At 41.6% G+C, this 16,245-nt stretch carries 10 protein-coding genes; 3 read left to right on the forward strand and 7 right to left on the reverse strand.

Annotation, left to right across the window (positions count from 1 at the left end; all coding sequences use genetic code 11):
• The 5 genes from EL17_RS06610 to EL17_RS06630 all read right to left on the reverse strand — a co-directional run bounded on the left by EL17_RS06610 (position 1) and on the right by EL17_RS06630 (position 5,215).
• Positions 1-2,112, reverse strand: a complete 2,112-nt coding sequence (locus EL17_RS06610) for a penicillin-binding protein (protein WP_035071654.1) — start codon at positions 2,110-2,112, stop codon at positions 1-3.
• Positions 2,109-2,495, reverse strand: a complete 387-nt coding sequence (locus tag EL17_RS06615; RefSeq protein ID WP_035071656.1) for an FtsL-like putative cell division protein — start codon at positions 2,493-2,495, stop codon at positions 2,109-2,111. The genes EL17_RS06610 and EL17_RS06615 overlap by 4 nt, the downstream gene beginning before the upstream one ends.
• Before the next feature lies 1 nt (position 2,496).
• Positions 2,497-3,402, reverse strand: coding sequence for a 16S rRNA (cytosine(1402)-N(4))-methyltransferase RsmH (rsmH, locus tag EL17_RS06620; protein ID WP_035071658.1), 906 nt, complete (start codon positions 3,400-3,402; stop codon positions 2,497-2,499).
• Entirely contained in the window at positions 3,403-3,846 is a 444-nt protein-coding gene (gene mraZ / locus EL17_RS06625; RefSeq protein WP_035071661.1) for a division/cell wall cluster transcriptional repressor MraZ, read from the reverse strand. It abuts the gene before it with no gap.
• A 394-nt stretch (positions 3,847-4,240) separates the two neighbouring features.
• Positions 4,241-5,215, reverse strand: coding sequence for a polyprenyl synthetase family protein (locus tag EL17_RS06630; RefSeq protein ID WP_035071663.1), 975 nt, complete (start codon positions 5,213-5,215; stop codon positions 4,241-4,243).
• 346 nt (positions 5,216-5,561) lie between these two features.
• Between EL17_RS06630 and EL17_RS06635 the strand changes: the two genes are divergently transcribed.
• Both EL17_RS06635 and EL17_RS06640 read left to right on the forward strand, forming a co-directional pair.
• Positions 5,562-7,259, forward strand: a complete 1,698-nt coding sequence (locus tag EL17_RS06635; protein ID WP_035071666.1) for a 1-acyl-sn-glycerol-3-phosphate acyltransferase — start codon at positions 5,562-5,564, stop codon at positions 7,257-7,259.
• The gene (locus tag EL17_RS06640; RefSeq protein ID WP_035072142.1) at positions 7,237-8,295 is read left to right on the forward strand and encodes an NAD(P)H-dependent glycerol-3-phosphate dehydrogenase; all 1,059 of its coding nucleotides are present in this window, start codon (positions 7,237-7,239) and stop codon (positions 8,293-8,295) included. Before EL17_RS06635 ends, EL17_RS06640 begins: the two co-directional genes overlap by 23 nt.
• Before the next feature lie 100 nt (positions 8,296-8,395).
• Here the strand turns inward: EL17_RS06640 and EL17_RS06645 are convergent, their stop codons facing one another.
• Positions 8,396-9,628, reverse strand: coding sequence for a M48 family metallopeptidase (locus tag EL17_RS06645; protein WP_035071668.1), 1,233 nt, complete (start codon positions 9,626-9,628; stop codon positions 8,396-8,398).
• A gap of 11 nt (positions 9,629-9,639) precedes the next feature.
• Positions 9,640-10,683, reverse strand: coding sequence for a PorP/SprF family type IX secretion system membrane protein (locus EL17_RS06650; protein WP_035071670.1), 1,044 nt, complete (start codon positions 10,681-10,683; stop codon positions 9,640-9,642).
• An 83-nt stretch (positions 10,684-10,766) separates the two neighbouring features.
• Here EL17_RS06650 and EL17_RS06655 point away from each other — a divergent pair, with 83 nt between their 5' ends.
• Positions 10,767-16,193, forward strand: a complete 5,427-nt coding sequence (locus EL17_RS06655) for a gliding motility-associated C-terminal domain-containing protein (protein ID WP_035071672.1) — start codon at positions 10,767-10,769, stop codon at positions 16,191-16,193.
• The last annotated feature ends 52 nt before the right edge of the window (positions 16,194-16,245 follow it).

Genomic DNA, 16,245 nt, shown 5'->3' on the forward strand with positions numbered 1-16,245 from the left:
TTATCCTAATGTCAATTTGATGATCCCATCCTTTGGTATATTCATACCTGCGGTCATGGATTGGCTCCTTACCCTTCCTTTTCCAGCATAATCCACTCTAAGCCCTTTGTTTTCCAATACATAAAGTGCATCCCTAAGGGTCATACCCGTTACGTCAGGAACTACTGGCTCATCTACTTTATTAGCTTTCCAATCAATAGATTTATTATTGGCACTTGATTTCACCCATCTTTCTGCGCCTTTATAATGATTGGATATACCGAACTGGTTGCAGATCATCTGAAGTTCTTCTGCCATGCCTGCCTGTACGAATGGAAGCTGATCATTATCTTTGAATTGCTCTCTTCTAGCCCTTGGGTTTTGTACATTATTAAGCTTAAGATCTTGCGCATAAATTTTGTCCGCAATTTCTTTAAACACCGGAGCGGATACATCACCACCATATGCATTAAACCCTTTAGGACTATCTATCACTATGATAGCAGAGTATTTAGGTTTATCAGCCGGGAAATAACCCGCAAAAGAGGCATAATATTTTTGTGTATACCTCCCATTGATCAGTTTTTGGGCGGTTCCGGTTTTACCGGCTATTTTGTAGTCACTGTTGTGGATATTTTTGGCTGTACCATGTTCCACTACCCCTTCCAGCAGTGATTGAATTTCTTTGATGGTCTTATCAGAAGCTATTTTCTTTCGCAAGACTTCTGTTTTAAATTCTTGGGTAACTTTATTTGCACGGGAGATGCTATTGACTATCATAGGTTTTACCATTCTTCCATCATTGGCTATAGCATTATACAGCATGAGGGTGTGTAGTGGTGTGACTTTCAGCTCATACCCTATAGACATCCAAGGGAGGGTGGTCCCGTACCAGTGTTTTGTACCTGGTGTTTTAAAATAAGGGATACCTTCCCCCTGAATCTGAAAATCTATAGGCTTATCAATCCCCGCCTTTTCTATATATGCCAGAAACTTGGAGGGAGACACTCCAAAATGTTCGTTTACCAGTTTTGATATTCCCACATTGGAAGATTTTTCAAAGGCTTCACGAATGGTGATCTTGCCATACCCTCCCTGTTTTGCATCCCTCATGGTCCGGTCATAAAACTTATAGGTCCCATTGCCAGTATCAATCATGTCATTGAGAGATATTTTTCCTTCCTCCAATAGGGCCATCATAGAGAGCAATTTAAATGTTGATCCAGGTTCAGTTAATCCCTGGCCTCCAATGGCATAATTATAGTATTCACCATAGCCATAACCATTCTTATTTTTCTGTAAGTTGGCGATAGCTTTGATATGGCCCGTAGCCACCTCCATGACGATAACACTTCCAAATTCTGCATCTTTGTTTAATAGCTGGCGTAATAGAGCAGATTCAGCCACATCCTGCAGGTTTACATCCAAGGTTGTGATGATATCAAAACCATCTTCCGGTTTGATGTCATTGGCATCGTGAACAGGCTTCCAGGTACCTCCCGCTATTTTCTGAAACAAGGCCTCTCCGTTTTCGCCTCCTAAATATTCGTTGAAACTAAATTCAATACCTGCTCCGTAGTTGTCCTCATTGAGAAACCCTACTGTTCTTCCGGCCAAGGCCTTAAAAGGATAAAATCTTTTCTCTACCTTTTCAAAAATCACTCCGCCTGACATTCTTCCCTGACGGAAAATAGGCCATTTCATCATCTCCTGTTTTTCCTGATAGCCTATTTGCTTTCTGTTCAGAATCAGATATTTTTTGTTGGTATGCCTGGCATCACTTATCAGCCGTTTGTAGTAATCTTTGGATTTATCATTAAATTGTTTGGAAAGCAGGAAAGAAAGGCTGTCTATACCTGCACGGAACACCTCATCTTTAGCAATGGAAGGATCAAGCACCACTCTGTAAAAAGGGAGGCTGGTGGCAAGTAGACTTCCGTCCATGCTATAGATATTACCTCGGGTGGCATTTACCTTTCTGTACTGCAAGTTCACTTCATCCGACTTCTGTCTCCATTTCTCACCGTCCACAAACTGAATATGGGTTATCCTATAAAAGATAACCCCCGCAAAGATTGCCACCAATAGGAAGGCAAACCTGACTCTCAGCAGTATGGATTTTTTAATATTCACTTTTTCGCTTTTATCTTTGTGGGTGGTGCATCTATTTCATATATGCCCAGTACTTCTATTTTTTTCGCTACTTCTGATTGCTTGGAGCTGTACATATAATCAGCCTCCAGGGTGGTCACATCCGCCCTAAGATCCTCTACCTCCTGCTGAACCCTTTCTATTTTACGTATGGTATTTTCAGCTCGGTGATTACTCCATATATAAATGAGAGCAATGGTAGCGGCATATAGAAACGGCGGCACTAACCTTACAGGGATCCCCTCACCGATCAAACCAGTGATATTGATCTTTTCATCTATCAGTGCAAAAAGATTTTTTTTACCCCCTGTCTTTTGCTTACCACTGCCTCTCTTTAATTTACTTTTAAAATTATTGCCCGACATATTATAGCTTTTTTGCAATCCTTAATTTGGCACTTCTGGCCCTGTTATTCCTGGCTACCTCATCTTCATCTGCTATGATGGCTTTCCGTGAAACCGGCTCTAATGGACGAATCAGATTTCCATAAAAATCCTTTTCCACTTCACCCTGAATTTTTCCCTTTGCAATAAAATTCTTTACCATTCTGTCTTCTAAACTATGGTAACTCATCACCACAAATCTCCCATCAGGCTTTAAAATTTCTACCACCTGACCCAGCATTTCTTCCAGTGCGCCCATCTCATCATTTACTTCGATCCTGAGTGCCTGAAATACCTGGGCAAAATATTTAAACTCTTTACCTCTTTTGGCATATTTTCTTAATATGGCCCTAAAGCTCTCAATAGAGTCAAATGGTTTATTGGCTCTTTCAGAAGCAACCGCCTGGGACAGAGTTTTAGCATTCTTCACCTCTCCGTAAATTCCGAATATTTTATGAAGCTGAGACTCCTCATAAGTATTCAGCACTTCTGCTGCTGTAAGGGGTGAGCTGCTGTTCATTCTCATATCCAAAGACCCTTCAAACCGGGTAGAAAAACCTCTTAAGGGCTCATCTATTTGGTGAGAAGAAATACCCAGATCCGCTAGGACACCATCTACCTGAGTCACTTTGTATAACCTTAAATACCGCTTTAAATCGCGGAAATTGGCCTGTACAAAAGTGAAATTAGGGCTATCCGGCACGTTATCCGCAGCATCTGCATCCTGATCAAAGCCATAAAGATGGCCTGTGGTAAGGTGGGGCAGTATAGCCTTTGAATGGCCACCTCCACCAAAGGTGAGGTCTACATATATGCCATCTGGTTTTATGTCTAACCCCTCTATGCATTGGGAAAGCATTACTGGTATATGATACGCCTGTCCTTCCATTTATTGTCCTAAATACTTTTCTGCCAAACCTGAATACTCGTCTTGGTCCATACTGGAATATGCTTGATATTTTTCAGGGTCCCATATCTCTATATTGGATCCCATACCTACCAATATGGCCTCCTTATCTATCCCTGCATATTCCAACATATGCTTCACTATCAAAAACCTGCCGGAATTATCAAGTTCTGCTTCTGCCAGTCCACTTAAAAACTGCCGTTTAAATTTTCTTTCCTGTGGATTAAACTCACTTAAAGCCGCTACCTTATTATAGATTTTTTTAAACTCAAAGCCTGGGTATACCACAATGCACGGATCTTCACCCTTTCTCAATACAAGCTCATTCCCAAGCGTTTCCGGTAGCGCTGCCTTAAATTTGGCAGGCAGAACCAGACGCCCTTTGGGGTCAAGCTTACATTTGAATTCTGAGATAAAAGATGCCATTAAATTTTTTTAGGGTTCCCTTCAAATACAAAAGTAATAAAAGCAAAACACAATCTGCCACAATCCCCCACTTTTTACCACCTGATGATAAAAATATCTAAAAGTTTGAATTATTACAACTTTTATGTCATATAATCCTAAACTTAATCCCTGAATCTCACATGATTATCATAAAACTTACCTGATATAGAAGCTCTACTGCCTCTGAAGCTATGCCTACAAACCTGTAAAAAAATAACTATAATCGGCATGAAAAGCATAAATCAAGCTTAAAATGAGTTTTATTGTAACAGAAAATAATTAATGATTTTTATATTTTAGAAAAAGTGGGGCATTATCCCGCAAAAGTCATCCCTCTTGACTATAATTAAAAAAAGTGAGGTGAAGATGTATCTTATTTTTTTCGAGCTATGGTGTAATTCACTAGTGCTTCCAATGAATTTCTATACTCAGAAACGGGATACTGATTTAATATGGTGAGTGCATCTTGGTAATAATTATTCATAATACCTTCGGCGTACTCCAGCCCCCCTGATTGTTTGACAAAAGAAATTACTTCAGATACCGCCCTTTTATCTTCGTTTTTATTTCTGATGAGATAAATAATTTTTTTCTTTTGGGTCCAAGAAGCATTATTGAGCGCGTAAATCAGGGGTAGTGTCATTTTTTTCTCTTTAATGTCTATTCCTACCGGCTTTCCGACCTCGTCTTCACCATAGTCAAACAAATCATCTTTGATCTGGAAGGCCATACCTATCTTTTCACCAAACCGCTTCATATTTTCTATACCCGTCTCATCTTGCCCTGCGGTGGCAGCCCCCACGGCACAACATGCCGCAATAAGACTGGCAGTTTTCTGTCTGATGATAGTATAGTAGACTTCTTCAGTGATATCAAGTTTGCGTGCTTTTGCGATCTGGAGAAGCTCCCCTTCACTCATCTCCCTTACAGCAAAAGAAACTATTTTAAGAAGCTCAAAATCACCATTGTCCACACTGAGCAGTAGGCCTCTTGACAGCAAATAGTCCCCCACCAGAACTGCTATTTTATTCTTCCACAAGGCATTGACTGAAAAAAATCCGCGCCGATAATTGGCGTCATCCACTACATCGTCATGTACCAAAGTGGCGGTATGTAAAAGCTCTATCAAAGCAGCCCCCCTATAAGAAGCTTCCGTGATCCCTCCGGATACACCTGCTGTCAGAAATACGAACATAGGACGCATCTGCTTGCCCTTACGCTTCACTATATAGGAAGTGATATGGTCAAGAAGCGTAACTTTGCTCTTCATGAATGAGCGAAACTTCTTCTCAAAGTCTGCCATTTCAGTGGCAATAGGATCTTGTATTTGCTTTAAATTTAGCTTCATTAGGGATATGATGATGCAATAATACGATCTATAAGTTCATTGACAAAACCCCCTGCATAAAAAGGTCCGTATCAAGATAAAGTTATTGTACTAATCCGCCTGGATATACATGAGGGTATTCATAACTGATAAGTAAGTGATTCACCTATCAGCATACTATTATATCATTTGCATTTGTATCTTGACCATGTATACATATATTAGATTTTATATTTTTGATGAAACAAGAGGATTGATTCAATGTTTTGTTACTGATTACCGGACCGAATAGTGTGGCAGACTTTCTGATGAGTCCGATAATTACTATTTTTACTTATATTTACAAGATCTTAAAAACCTATAATCCTTGACCGACGACTATATAAAGCATAAATATGATCCCATTCTCCACCAAAAAGATGAATGGCCAGTAGTTAAGCTAAGCAAATATCGTAAAGAATTTATTAAGCTGGTGGCAGAGGCCAGTAAGGAACGGATCCTCAACTTTACCGGGCACAATGTAGATTTACTGAGAGAAGAACTGGAGACTACGCTTTATAGGGAAAAAATGCGCATCAAGCAAAATCCCTGGGTAGTGGATCCTGATGATGACAATGAATTTTGGTCAGGCGTAAAATCCTCATTGGTCCAGCTTACTTCTGAAAGTAATCTATCTACAGAAGCAAAAAGGGAAGGCTATCATAAAATCCTATATAATATCACCACAAGATATGCGGAAGAAATTGCCAGCAGCTTTAAGCACAGCCATTACAAAGCCACACGAAGGATGGTTACATTTGGATTTTCCCGACTACTCAATGCGGCCAGGGTAAAAGGCTTTAAATCCCTTTTCAGCAATCAATACACGCTTCAGGACAAGATTCAGATCATAGGTGAAACTGACCAATTGAGAGACCTTTCTTCTAAAGGCACTATCGTAATGGTTCCCACCCACTTCTCTAATCTGGACAGTATTCTGATAGGCTGGACCATCAGCACGCTAGGCATGCCTCCTTACATATACGGGGCCGGTCTCAACCTGTTCAATATCCAGATATTTTCTTATTTTATGAATGCATTGGGCGCTTATAAAGTGGACCGTAGAAAAAAAAACCTTCCATATATAGAGACACTTAAAACGTATTCCAGTAAGGCCATACAGTTTGGGTGCCATAGCTTGTTTTTCCCGGGAGGCACCCGCTCCAGAAGTGGTAAAATAGAATCTAAATTAAAACTGGGCCTACTAAGTACCGCTATAGAAGCGCAGCGTGCCAATTACCAAAAAGGCATGAATGACATAAGCGGTAAGATCTTCATAGTGCCGGTCACTATAAATTATCATTTTGTCCTGGAAGCCCCAAGCCTTATCCAGGAGCATCTCAGCCTGACCGGTCAGGAAAGGTATTATAAGGAGTCTGATGAATTTTCTACTTCTTACAAAATATCAAAGTTTTTGGTCAAGTTCTTCACCAAAGGATCTGACATATCTGTTTCTATTGGCAATGCTATGGACATACTTGGTAATTATGTGGATGAAAATGGCAGCAGTCTGGATAGACACGGAAGGGTTATAGATACTAGGGACTATTTTGTTTCAAACAATAAGATCTCGGTGGATAATCAGCGAGAAGAAGAATATACCAGCATGCTGGGCAAAAGAATAGTTGAGGAATTCCATAAAATCAACCGGGTATTCAGCAGTCACTTAGTGGCCTTCACGGCATTTGAAATATTAAAAAATAAAAATAAAAAACTGGATCTTTTTTCCCTATTAAGATTGCCTGAAGAAGATCTGGTCATCTCATATGAGCTCTTTAGCTCGGAATGCGAAAGGGTAAGACAAAGAATTTTTGAATTAAGAGATGAAGGGAAAGTCCATGTAGCCCCTCACCTTAAAACAGATATAGACAGCATCATCAAGCACGGTCTCCAAAATGTGGGTATGTACCATGCCCGCAGGCCGCTCATACAGAATACTTCAGGAGAAATCATCACAGAAGACATGAGTCTTCTTTACTTTTACCACAACAGATTAGATGGCTATGACCTCGAAAAACTTTTCTAAAAAAAAACCAGTAGGTGTAATCGGTATAGGTAGTTTTGGGACTGCTATCGCCAATATTTTGGCCGAAAAAAGTCATGTGATTGTATATGCAAGAAAGCCCGAAGTCGTAGAGGAAATCAATCTGCACCACACCTCTAACGGCAAATCCTTACATGAAGACATCGAAGCTACCAATAGTCCGGAATATATTTGCCAGCAATGTGAAATTTTGTTTCCAGTAGTTTCTTCAGCAGGTTTCAGGGAAGTAATGCAGCAATTTGCCCCCTACCTGCACCCCTACCATATGCTGATCCATGGGACCAAAGGACTATCGCTGCTGCTGCCCAAAGGTAAAACATTGGAAACTGTAGATAAGATAAAGCGGGAAAACATTGCCACTATGAGCGAGATCATCCAAAATGAAACGGTAGTGGTAAGAATCGGTTGCCTAGCAGGGCCTAATTTAGCAAAAGAACTATTGAAAAAGCAACCTGCGGCCACCGTCATAGCCAGTAAGTATAACGAGGTGATTTTGGAAGGCCAGCGTCTGCTCAGATCAGACAGGTTTCAGGTATATGGAAATCAGGACATCATCGGCGTGGAACTCAGCGGGGTATTGAAAAACATCATAGCTATAGCTGCCGGAGCGCTGGCCGGGATGGGCTTAGGCGAAAATGCCAAAGGACTACTTATATCCAGAGGTATGGTAGAGCTGATATACCTGGGAAAAGCCCTGGGAGGAAGTACTAAGTCTTTTATAGGCCTGGCGGGAATTGGTGATTTGGTGGCTACCTGTAGCTCTAATCTTTCCAGAAACTATACGGTGGGATATAGACTGGCAAACGGTGAAAGTTTAGATCAGATCATTGCGGATATGGATGAAGTAGCTGAAGGCATCAATACGGTAATGCTTATCAAAACCTTTGTAGAAAATGCCGGAATGCGGGCGCCAATCACTGAAAATTTATATAAGGTTCTTTTTGAAGGATTTAAAGTGGAGGAAGCACTGGGCTACCTGATGAAATACCCCTTTAATGTAGATGTGGATTTTCTGTGATATAGGATGTCCGTGCTCAGAAGACCGAAGTTTAAAAAACATATGAGCACTTATATCGCCGATATTACTTGATTCTAGACACCAAGATGTAGTTATTCACCTACTCTTCCAATTTCTCAAGCCTCTCTATCAGCGGTGGATGGGAATAATGCACAAATACATACCACGGATGAGGATGAATATTACTTAACGTTTTTACCGAAAGCGTTTTCAATGCCTCGGCCAGCGGCTCCCCAGCATAGGTGGTTTTGGCAAATTCATCTGCCTCAAATTCATGCTTTCTGCTCATCATATTCATTCCGATGCCTAGAAGCATGGAAAGGGGGGAAAACAACATCGTAAACCCTATAAAATTTAGATGTAAAGCCAATTGGTCTCCTCCTAGGGCCAGACTCATGTTTTCATTATATATTACCTGGGAGAGGATAAACAGCATCACTCCTACCTGCAGTATACTTGTAATAAGGTTATAGTAGATATGCTTTTTCTTATAATGACCTATCTCATGGGCCAATACCGCCACCAGTTCATCCGGGGTATGTTGGTCTATAAGGGTGTCGTATAAAACCACTTTTTTTCTCTTCCCCAAGCCAGAAAAAAAAGCATTTGCCTTAGATGATCTTTTACTGCCATCAATGACAAATATATTATCAAGAGAAAAACCCACAGATTTAGCATAACGAAGTATATCTCTTTTAAGATCACCATCCTCTAGAGGACTTAATTTATTAAAAAGGGGCAGGATCCAGGCCGTATAAAATAAATTTACAGATAGCATGAACACTATCGCCACAATCCAGAACATCCACCAAAAATCAAGACCCGCCTGATGAATAAGCCATAACAAGGCGTATAATAATACACCTCCGATGACTATGGAAATGACATAACTTTTAAGTTTGTCCAGAAAAAACACCTTTTTTGTGGTATTATTAAATCCAAACTCTTCTTCTATCTTAAAAGTATGGTAATAATCAAACGGGAGAGAAAGCAGATCAGATCCCATGTACAGAATACCAATATAGGCAAGGGAAAGAAACAAAGGATAATCAATAAAATACCGTAGCCATCCATCTAGCTCACCAAAAAAACCAGACCCGATAAACCAAATAGTAAGCAGGTAGGTAAATATACCTGTGACTAATCCAAATTTATAATTGGCTACCTGATAGGTTCTGGTTTGTTTTAATTTATTATCATCCAGATATTGATCCAATGTAGCGGGTAGATGATCAGGGACCTGACGTATGTTCAGCCAGGCCAGCCATTTTTCAATAAAAATATTGAGGGTGATAATACCCATCAAAAGGTATTTAAGTAATTCTGGGTCCATAATGCACTATGTTAAAACTTAGGGCATGGCAGTATGGTATCTCTTTTTCTAGGTTTGCCCGGATTAGGATCCGGAAATATATAAGATAGACTAATTTCATGTGCCCCACCGGACTGTATTCCAAGCTGAGACACTGTGTAGTCAAAACTATAGCCTATGTTAAAACCAGTGGGAAGATTAAAGCCAACCAGAAGTACTATCGCATCCCGGTTACTTTGGTTCTCCACAGGTTTGTAAGGCACCCCCCTATACCATGCTCCGATTATAAGTGGTTCTGCATATAAATACGCTCCCACGTCTAATTGTTCAAACGGACCTTGTCTTTTGTAATTAAAGGTTGGGGTGATGTACCGTTCTTTAAAGGTATGTGAAAAATCCTGCCGCATAGGTCCGGGAGCCAAAGCTATCCTGTACCCACCATGAACAGACATTTTGATGGGCAATCTGCTTACTCCATCCAGAAAGGATTGATTAGGCTGATTGATATGGTTGGCAGTAGCCCCGAACCAAAAATTCTCTGTAAAAAACAATCCACCCAGCGATAAAGATAACATATTCACCGGTTCGCCAAATCCTTCTAAATTCTCCCCCACCACTGGACCAAAGGGATTGGTAGGATCTATATTATTTGCAAAAACCAGGTTTTCATAAAACCCTATATCGCGTCTTATATAGCTGGCCTGAAAGCCGGGCCTAAAATAAGCTCTTTCTGAAATACGTAGTTCATACGCATAAGCCCCCGATAAAGTGGTGCTACGAAGCCCGGCAGCTCCCTCTACATCGTTCATCAGATGGAAACCAAACCCGCTGTTGAGATCATCGTTAAACGTATCGAAATAAACGGAAAATGTACTGAAATTAGCATCCAGACCTGGCCATTGACTTCTGTAATTCAATCCCAGCCTACTGGACAATTCACTTCCTGCCAAAGCCGGATTAAGATAGAGCGGGGCAGCATAATATTGACTATATTGAGGATCCTGTCCAAAACTATCATAAGCTTGGCCAAAAAATAGAATTGCAAAAAAAACAATATAGAGATAAGACCTAAACAAATATTTGTTCGTTTATTTGAATTATAATGACTTGTAATTAACGCTAGTAATAATATGGTGTTGTTATAAGTGCTTGAAAAATTATGGAGCTCAGCAATTATTTAGCCAATTTAAAATATATTTTTCTATACCTAATGCTTTTAGGGATATTTTTTCCATTGGTACCCAGCCAGGCCCAGGGATTCAATAACAATGAATGGGTTTTTGGTTATTGCGATGGAGCTACACAAAGAAATTACATTTCCTTTGGAAAAGACGGGGAAGGCCGAGTAAGGCAATTGACTGGCCTGGGGTCTGTTCAGCCTTATTCAGCTGGTAACAGTGCTTTGGCTATAGACCCTATTACAGGTGAAGTTTTATTTTATACCAATGGATTCCTGATATTTAATAGCGTAAATGAAATAATCCAAGGAGCAGCGCCTAATATAAATGGGCTTCAAAATGGCAGACAGACAGTGGCTATTGGCATATTGGATTATGAACCTGATGGGGATAAAATCTATTACACCTTTTATATATCACCTAACGGGTCACTATTATATTCAATAGTGGACATGAACAATCCAGGGGGTGCTCCTGCCGGGCAGCCTCCAAGAGGTGCTGTTGTAGCTGGAACCAAAGACACCCCAATAGGTCAGGCACAGGGAGCCATAGCAGTCATTAAATCTCCCGATTCACCTTCTTATCTGATGAGCTATACCAATGGGACTATTATAGCCAGGGAAATCGGCAATACTGAAGGGACCCTAACAGAAACCTCAAGTGCAGCCTTCCCTTTTGTTCCAAAATCCATTGTTTTTGATGAAGATTCAGGACAGCTGATACTGATACCGGAAGACCCTTCTTCGGACATTGCCATAGTAGCTTTTGATACCGCTTCAGGTACGCTGGGTGCTATTACGTACATAGAAGGTACTGGTGGAGGCACCGGCGTGGAAGGAGTCGCCATCTCTCCCGATCGTGAATACCTGTACTATTCCCGTGGCAATCAACTCTTCCGCATTCCGATGTCAGATTTGAACGCTGAACCTGAGCTAATAGCATTAGAAAATAACATTTATCGTATTTATGATTTAAAAACTGGGCCGGATGGAAACACCTATTATATATATGAGGAGACTGAAGGAGGTCCTCAGTTGGTAGGGAGAATCGAAAATCCTGATGAGGAGGATATTGAAGCGTTAGAAGTGGACGAAGACCCTTTTGATGGTACTGATTTTTGCGGTAGAATATTTCCGCAGTTTGCACCTAATGCTACCATAGATCCTGAGGTAGATTTTACTTGGGAGCCTGATATGCCCTGTCAGAACAATCCCATTCAGCTGACCAGCAGTATCACACCACAGAACTACAGGCCGGTGAGCTTTGAATGGTCCTTTGAACCTGCACTTACCGACGAAGATGGTGAAGAGATCGAAGCGGACTATAACCAGGAACATTTTCTTTTGCCAGAAGGCGCTACCGCCCAGGAGTCCATACAGGTTACGCTCACGGTGACCTTTGCTGATGGCACTACTAAAACTGTCCCTAAAACCATTAACTTAACCCAAAATGAATTGCAGGCGAATTTTACTCCCCAGGATACTACAGTATGTGAAGGCACCTGTTTAGATATTGCTTCTTTATTGGAAGCCAGCACGGGGGATGCCCAAGGCGGAGGAATGGGTGGTGGCCAACAGCCTGACAATTTAGAATATTTATGGTCCGACATACGTACCTGGGGCCCTAAAGAAAGGCCATGTGTTTTAGACAAACCAGGATTATACTGGGTATTGGTAAGAGACCCCCAAAACCCGGGATGTACAGCCTATGCGAGCATTAGGATCAATGTCTGGGACATAGATGATCCAAGAAACAACATCTGGTACTTTGGTGACGGCGCGGGGCTAGACTTTAACCCAGGTATAGGGCCAGATGGGGAAGACCTTCCTGTACCTAGACCAATCGAGGAACCACATCCCCAACAGATCCCTGCCGGTGTGACCACTATTTCAGATGCTTCCGGGCAGGTACTGTTTTATTCGGATGGTGAGACCGTATGGGATGCCAACCATACGGAGTTAGCTACCGGTATAGGAGGAGATAGAGATGCTTCTCAGAGTGTATTGGCTGTCCCAGTTCCGCAGGATGAAACATTGTTTTACCTATTTACTTTAGGAGGCGGCGAAGCTAAATTTACAGTAGTAGACATTAAAGGAAGTGATGGTGGGGCTGGTTTTGGAAATGTTACTACTTCAAACAATTTCCTTTTCAGTCCTACTACTGATAAAGTGGCGGCCGTAGGTGCCGGTGATACCACTTGGGTGGCATTCCATGAATTAGGAAACAATACCTTCCGGTTTTATCCTGTGACAGCACAAGGCATAGGTCCACCGGTGCTCAGCTCATTGGGCAGTAACCACAATTTTGGAACAGGAGAAGTCGGTGCCATGAAATTTAGCCCTGACGGTACCAAGCTGGCCGTTACCATCAATGATGGGGGGGCAAACAGGTTGGAAATATTTGATTTTGACCCTTCCACAGGAGCCCTTACTGAATATGCTTTACTGGACGTGGGTGCAGAGGGTAATATTTACGGTTTAGAGTTTTCTAATGATGGCTCCCGCGTCTTCGTATCCTATACGGATAATAATTCAAGAGTGGAAGAATTCAAGATAGAACCTGTTGAAGACTGCTTCGAATGCTTTGACGACAGCAGCAGTCAGGCAGAACGTGAAGAATGTATCCTTAACACAAAGGATATCCTCTCATCAGCCGGGCCATTTGGTGCCCTGCAAATCGGTCCGGATGGCCAGATTTATGTCGCCAGACCAGGCCAAACGGTAGTTGGCCAACTCCAGGTAGGGCAGGATTGTGAAGAAAGCAACTACAATGATCAAGCCCATGATGCTATGCCTGGACCTTCCAGACTTGGACTTCCTGCTTTTGTCAATAATGATGGCAGCTCCATACCAGAACCATCCTTGGAAGGTCCAGAAATATTTTGTCTCGATGAGGAAGGCAATACTGCTGGTTTATTCGGAGGTGGAGGTGAGCCGGATATAGACTTTTATAGATGGATAATTTTAAATCCATCAGGTGAAGAAGTTTACAGCCAGCAGGGCAGTGAAGATGCCCAAGAGATAGAATACAGCTTCCAGCTCGAGGGAACATATACCGTAAGACTCAATGTGGACCGCTGTACAGAAATGGATTATTATGTAGAAGAAATGCAGGTGCTTGTGATATCCCCACCTACTATAATCTTACCGGAAGATGCAGCTTTGTGTGCAGGACAGCCCATTACCCTTACAGCAGTAGATCCAGACGATCCGCGGATAGAAGAATATATTTTTCAATGGGTAAATGCTGCAGGAGAAATTTTGGGTGAAGATAATACGATAGAAGTTATCACCGAAAGTATCTATACCGTTACCGTTTCATTTGCGGTATCAGCAGCTGAGGATGAAGAATCATTTTCATCCTGCCCGACCACAGCTTCTATATTCGTAGGCCCTGAGTTTGAATTTAATGTAGATCAGGGAGCAGAGGAAATCTGTTTGGGTGAAGAAGTCACATTTATCCCAGACACCCCTATTCTGGGTAACTGGTATTATATTCTGGAGGGAGAAGATGACAGGGTGCTGATAGGGGAATTTTATGAACTGGAGCTGGATACGGATGAGCTGGCCGGACCGGGGATATATACCATAATTTTAGTGACTGAAGACCCTATTATCACTGACTGTCCCATAGAAAAAACCTTTGCTCTTATAGTAAATTCTTTACCAGCTTTTGAAGCCCGGAGTTTGAATGACAATGTAGATTGTGAAACCAATGATGGTTTACTGGAAATTGAGGCTTTTGAAGACATAGAAGAATTGCTGATAGAAGAGACCGGACGGACCTATAATTTTACTGCTGGTCAGTCGGTCCAGATTACAGAACTGGCTCCAGGTAATTATACCCTAATTGCCTCCAACGGGGGCTGTACCTATAGCAGAACGGTAACCATCCCCAATGCCAATATACCTGAAGCTTATGAATACCAGGCGGCAGTTATTCAGGACTGTGAAATGGGTGGAGGAAGCCTCGTAATAACGTTTACCAATGGACCTGTTACCGGTGCATATGAAATCACCCGGCAAGGGAGTAACGGTATTACCATCAGAGAAACATTTGCCAACCTCGCCGTAGTCACTGTTCCTGATCTGGAAGAAGGAGAGTATTCCGTAGAGATTTTCACTGAAGATGGCTGTTCCATACCTGATCCTGATCTCTATCCAATAGCATTTGATCAGGTTGATTTCAGTATACCTTCATCAGTAACTTCCTGCGGACCGTTTCAGCTTATACCAAGTAGTAATCAAAACCCAGTCTACACCGTACTTGATGCTAACGGGAATAATATAAACCTACAGAACGGGGGCTACCTATTGGAAGCAGGGACCTTTACTGTAATAGGTGAAGCCACTGACTTTTGCCCTCGCGAAAGACTGATTACAGTGACTATTCAACCAGCTGTTCCATTTGATTTACAGGAACCGATCAACGTCTGTGAAGGCCCCTTTGCTTATATAGCAAATCTTAATGGAAGGCCATCAGAAGAATTTATTATACGATGGAGAAATGAAGTAGGAGAAATTGTGAGCAGAGGGCAACACTTCAATCCGAGAGCGGCAGGCAACTATTCTTTAGAAGTAACCTTAAGGGGATCATCCAATTGTGCAGCTACTCCAATAGCCTTTACAGTCCCTACCCTGCCCACACGTGTTCCTGTAGAATTGAGTTCACCAAGTTCGTGTGCATTTGATGGAGCATATATAACAGCCAATGGAAATTTTAATGAAGAATTAACCATTTCTTGGTTTTTAGATGGAATAGAACTGGTCGCTTTTGAAGGACTAACTGAAATTACATCTGTGGCGGATGGGATTTATTCCGTTCAAATCTTAAATATAAACGGTTGTATTTTAGGCGAAGATAGTTATCAACTATATGAATCTGATTTGGCTCCCATTGTACTGGAAGAAAGCTATACCATCTGTGCTTTAGAGGGCATTACCACTCCATTGGATCCTGGGGAATATGACAACTATGCATGGATATTTGACGGAAATATAGTCAGTACAGAACGAATGTACAGCCCTACCCAACCTGGAGAGTATCAACTGAGGGTCAGGGATAGTTTTGGCTGTGAGCTTACAGAAGCCTTTATGATCATTGAAGACTGCGAACCTGCTGTCCGGTTTCCCACAGCAATGAAGCTGGGTAGGAACGACCAATTATTTGTGATATATGTCAATGAATTTGTATCCTATGTGCAGGTATTGATCTATAACCGATGGGGTGAACTTATCCATGTGGATGAAACTAATGAAGTCGCCCCCAATACACCATTACTTCCATGGAATGGCTCTGTAAGAGGCAAAAATGTACCTATAGGTACATATCCTGTCATCATCAGGTACAGAAGTGACAGCCAAAACCTTGATAGGGAAATAAAACGAGCTCTTCTAATATTAGAATAACTGAAGCCGCTGGGAACAAATTCTCCACTGATATGGGTTAAAAACATAACAC

This window comes from Anditalea andensis, assembly GCF_000714815.1.
Taxonomy (GTDB): Bacteria; Bacteroidota; Bacteroidia; order Cytophagales; family Cyclobacteriaceae; genus Anditalea; species Anditalea andensis.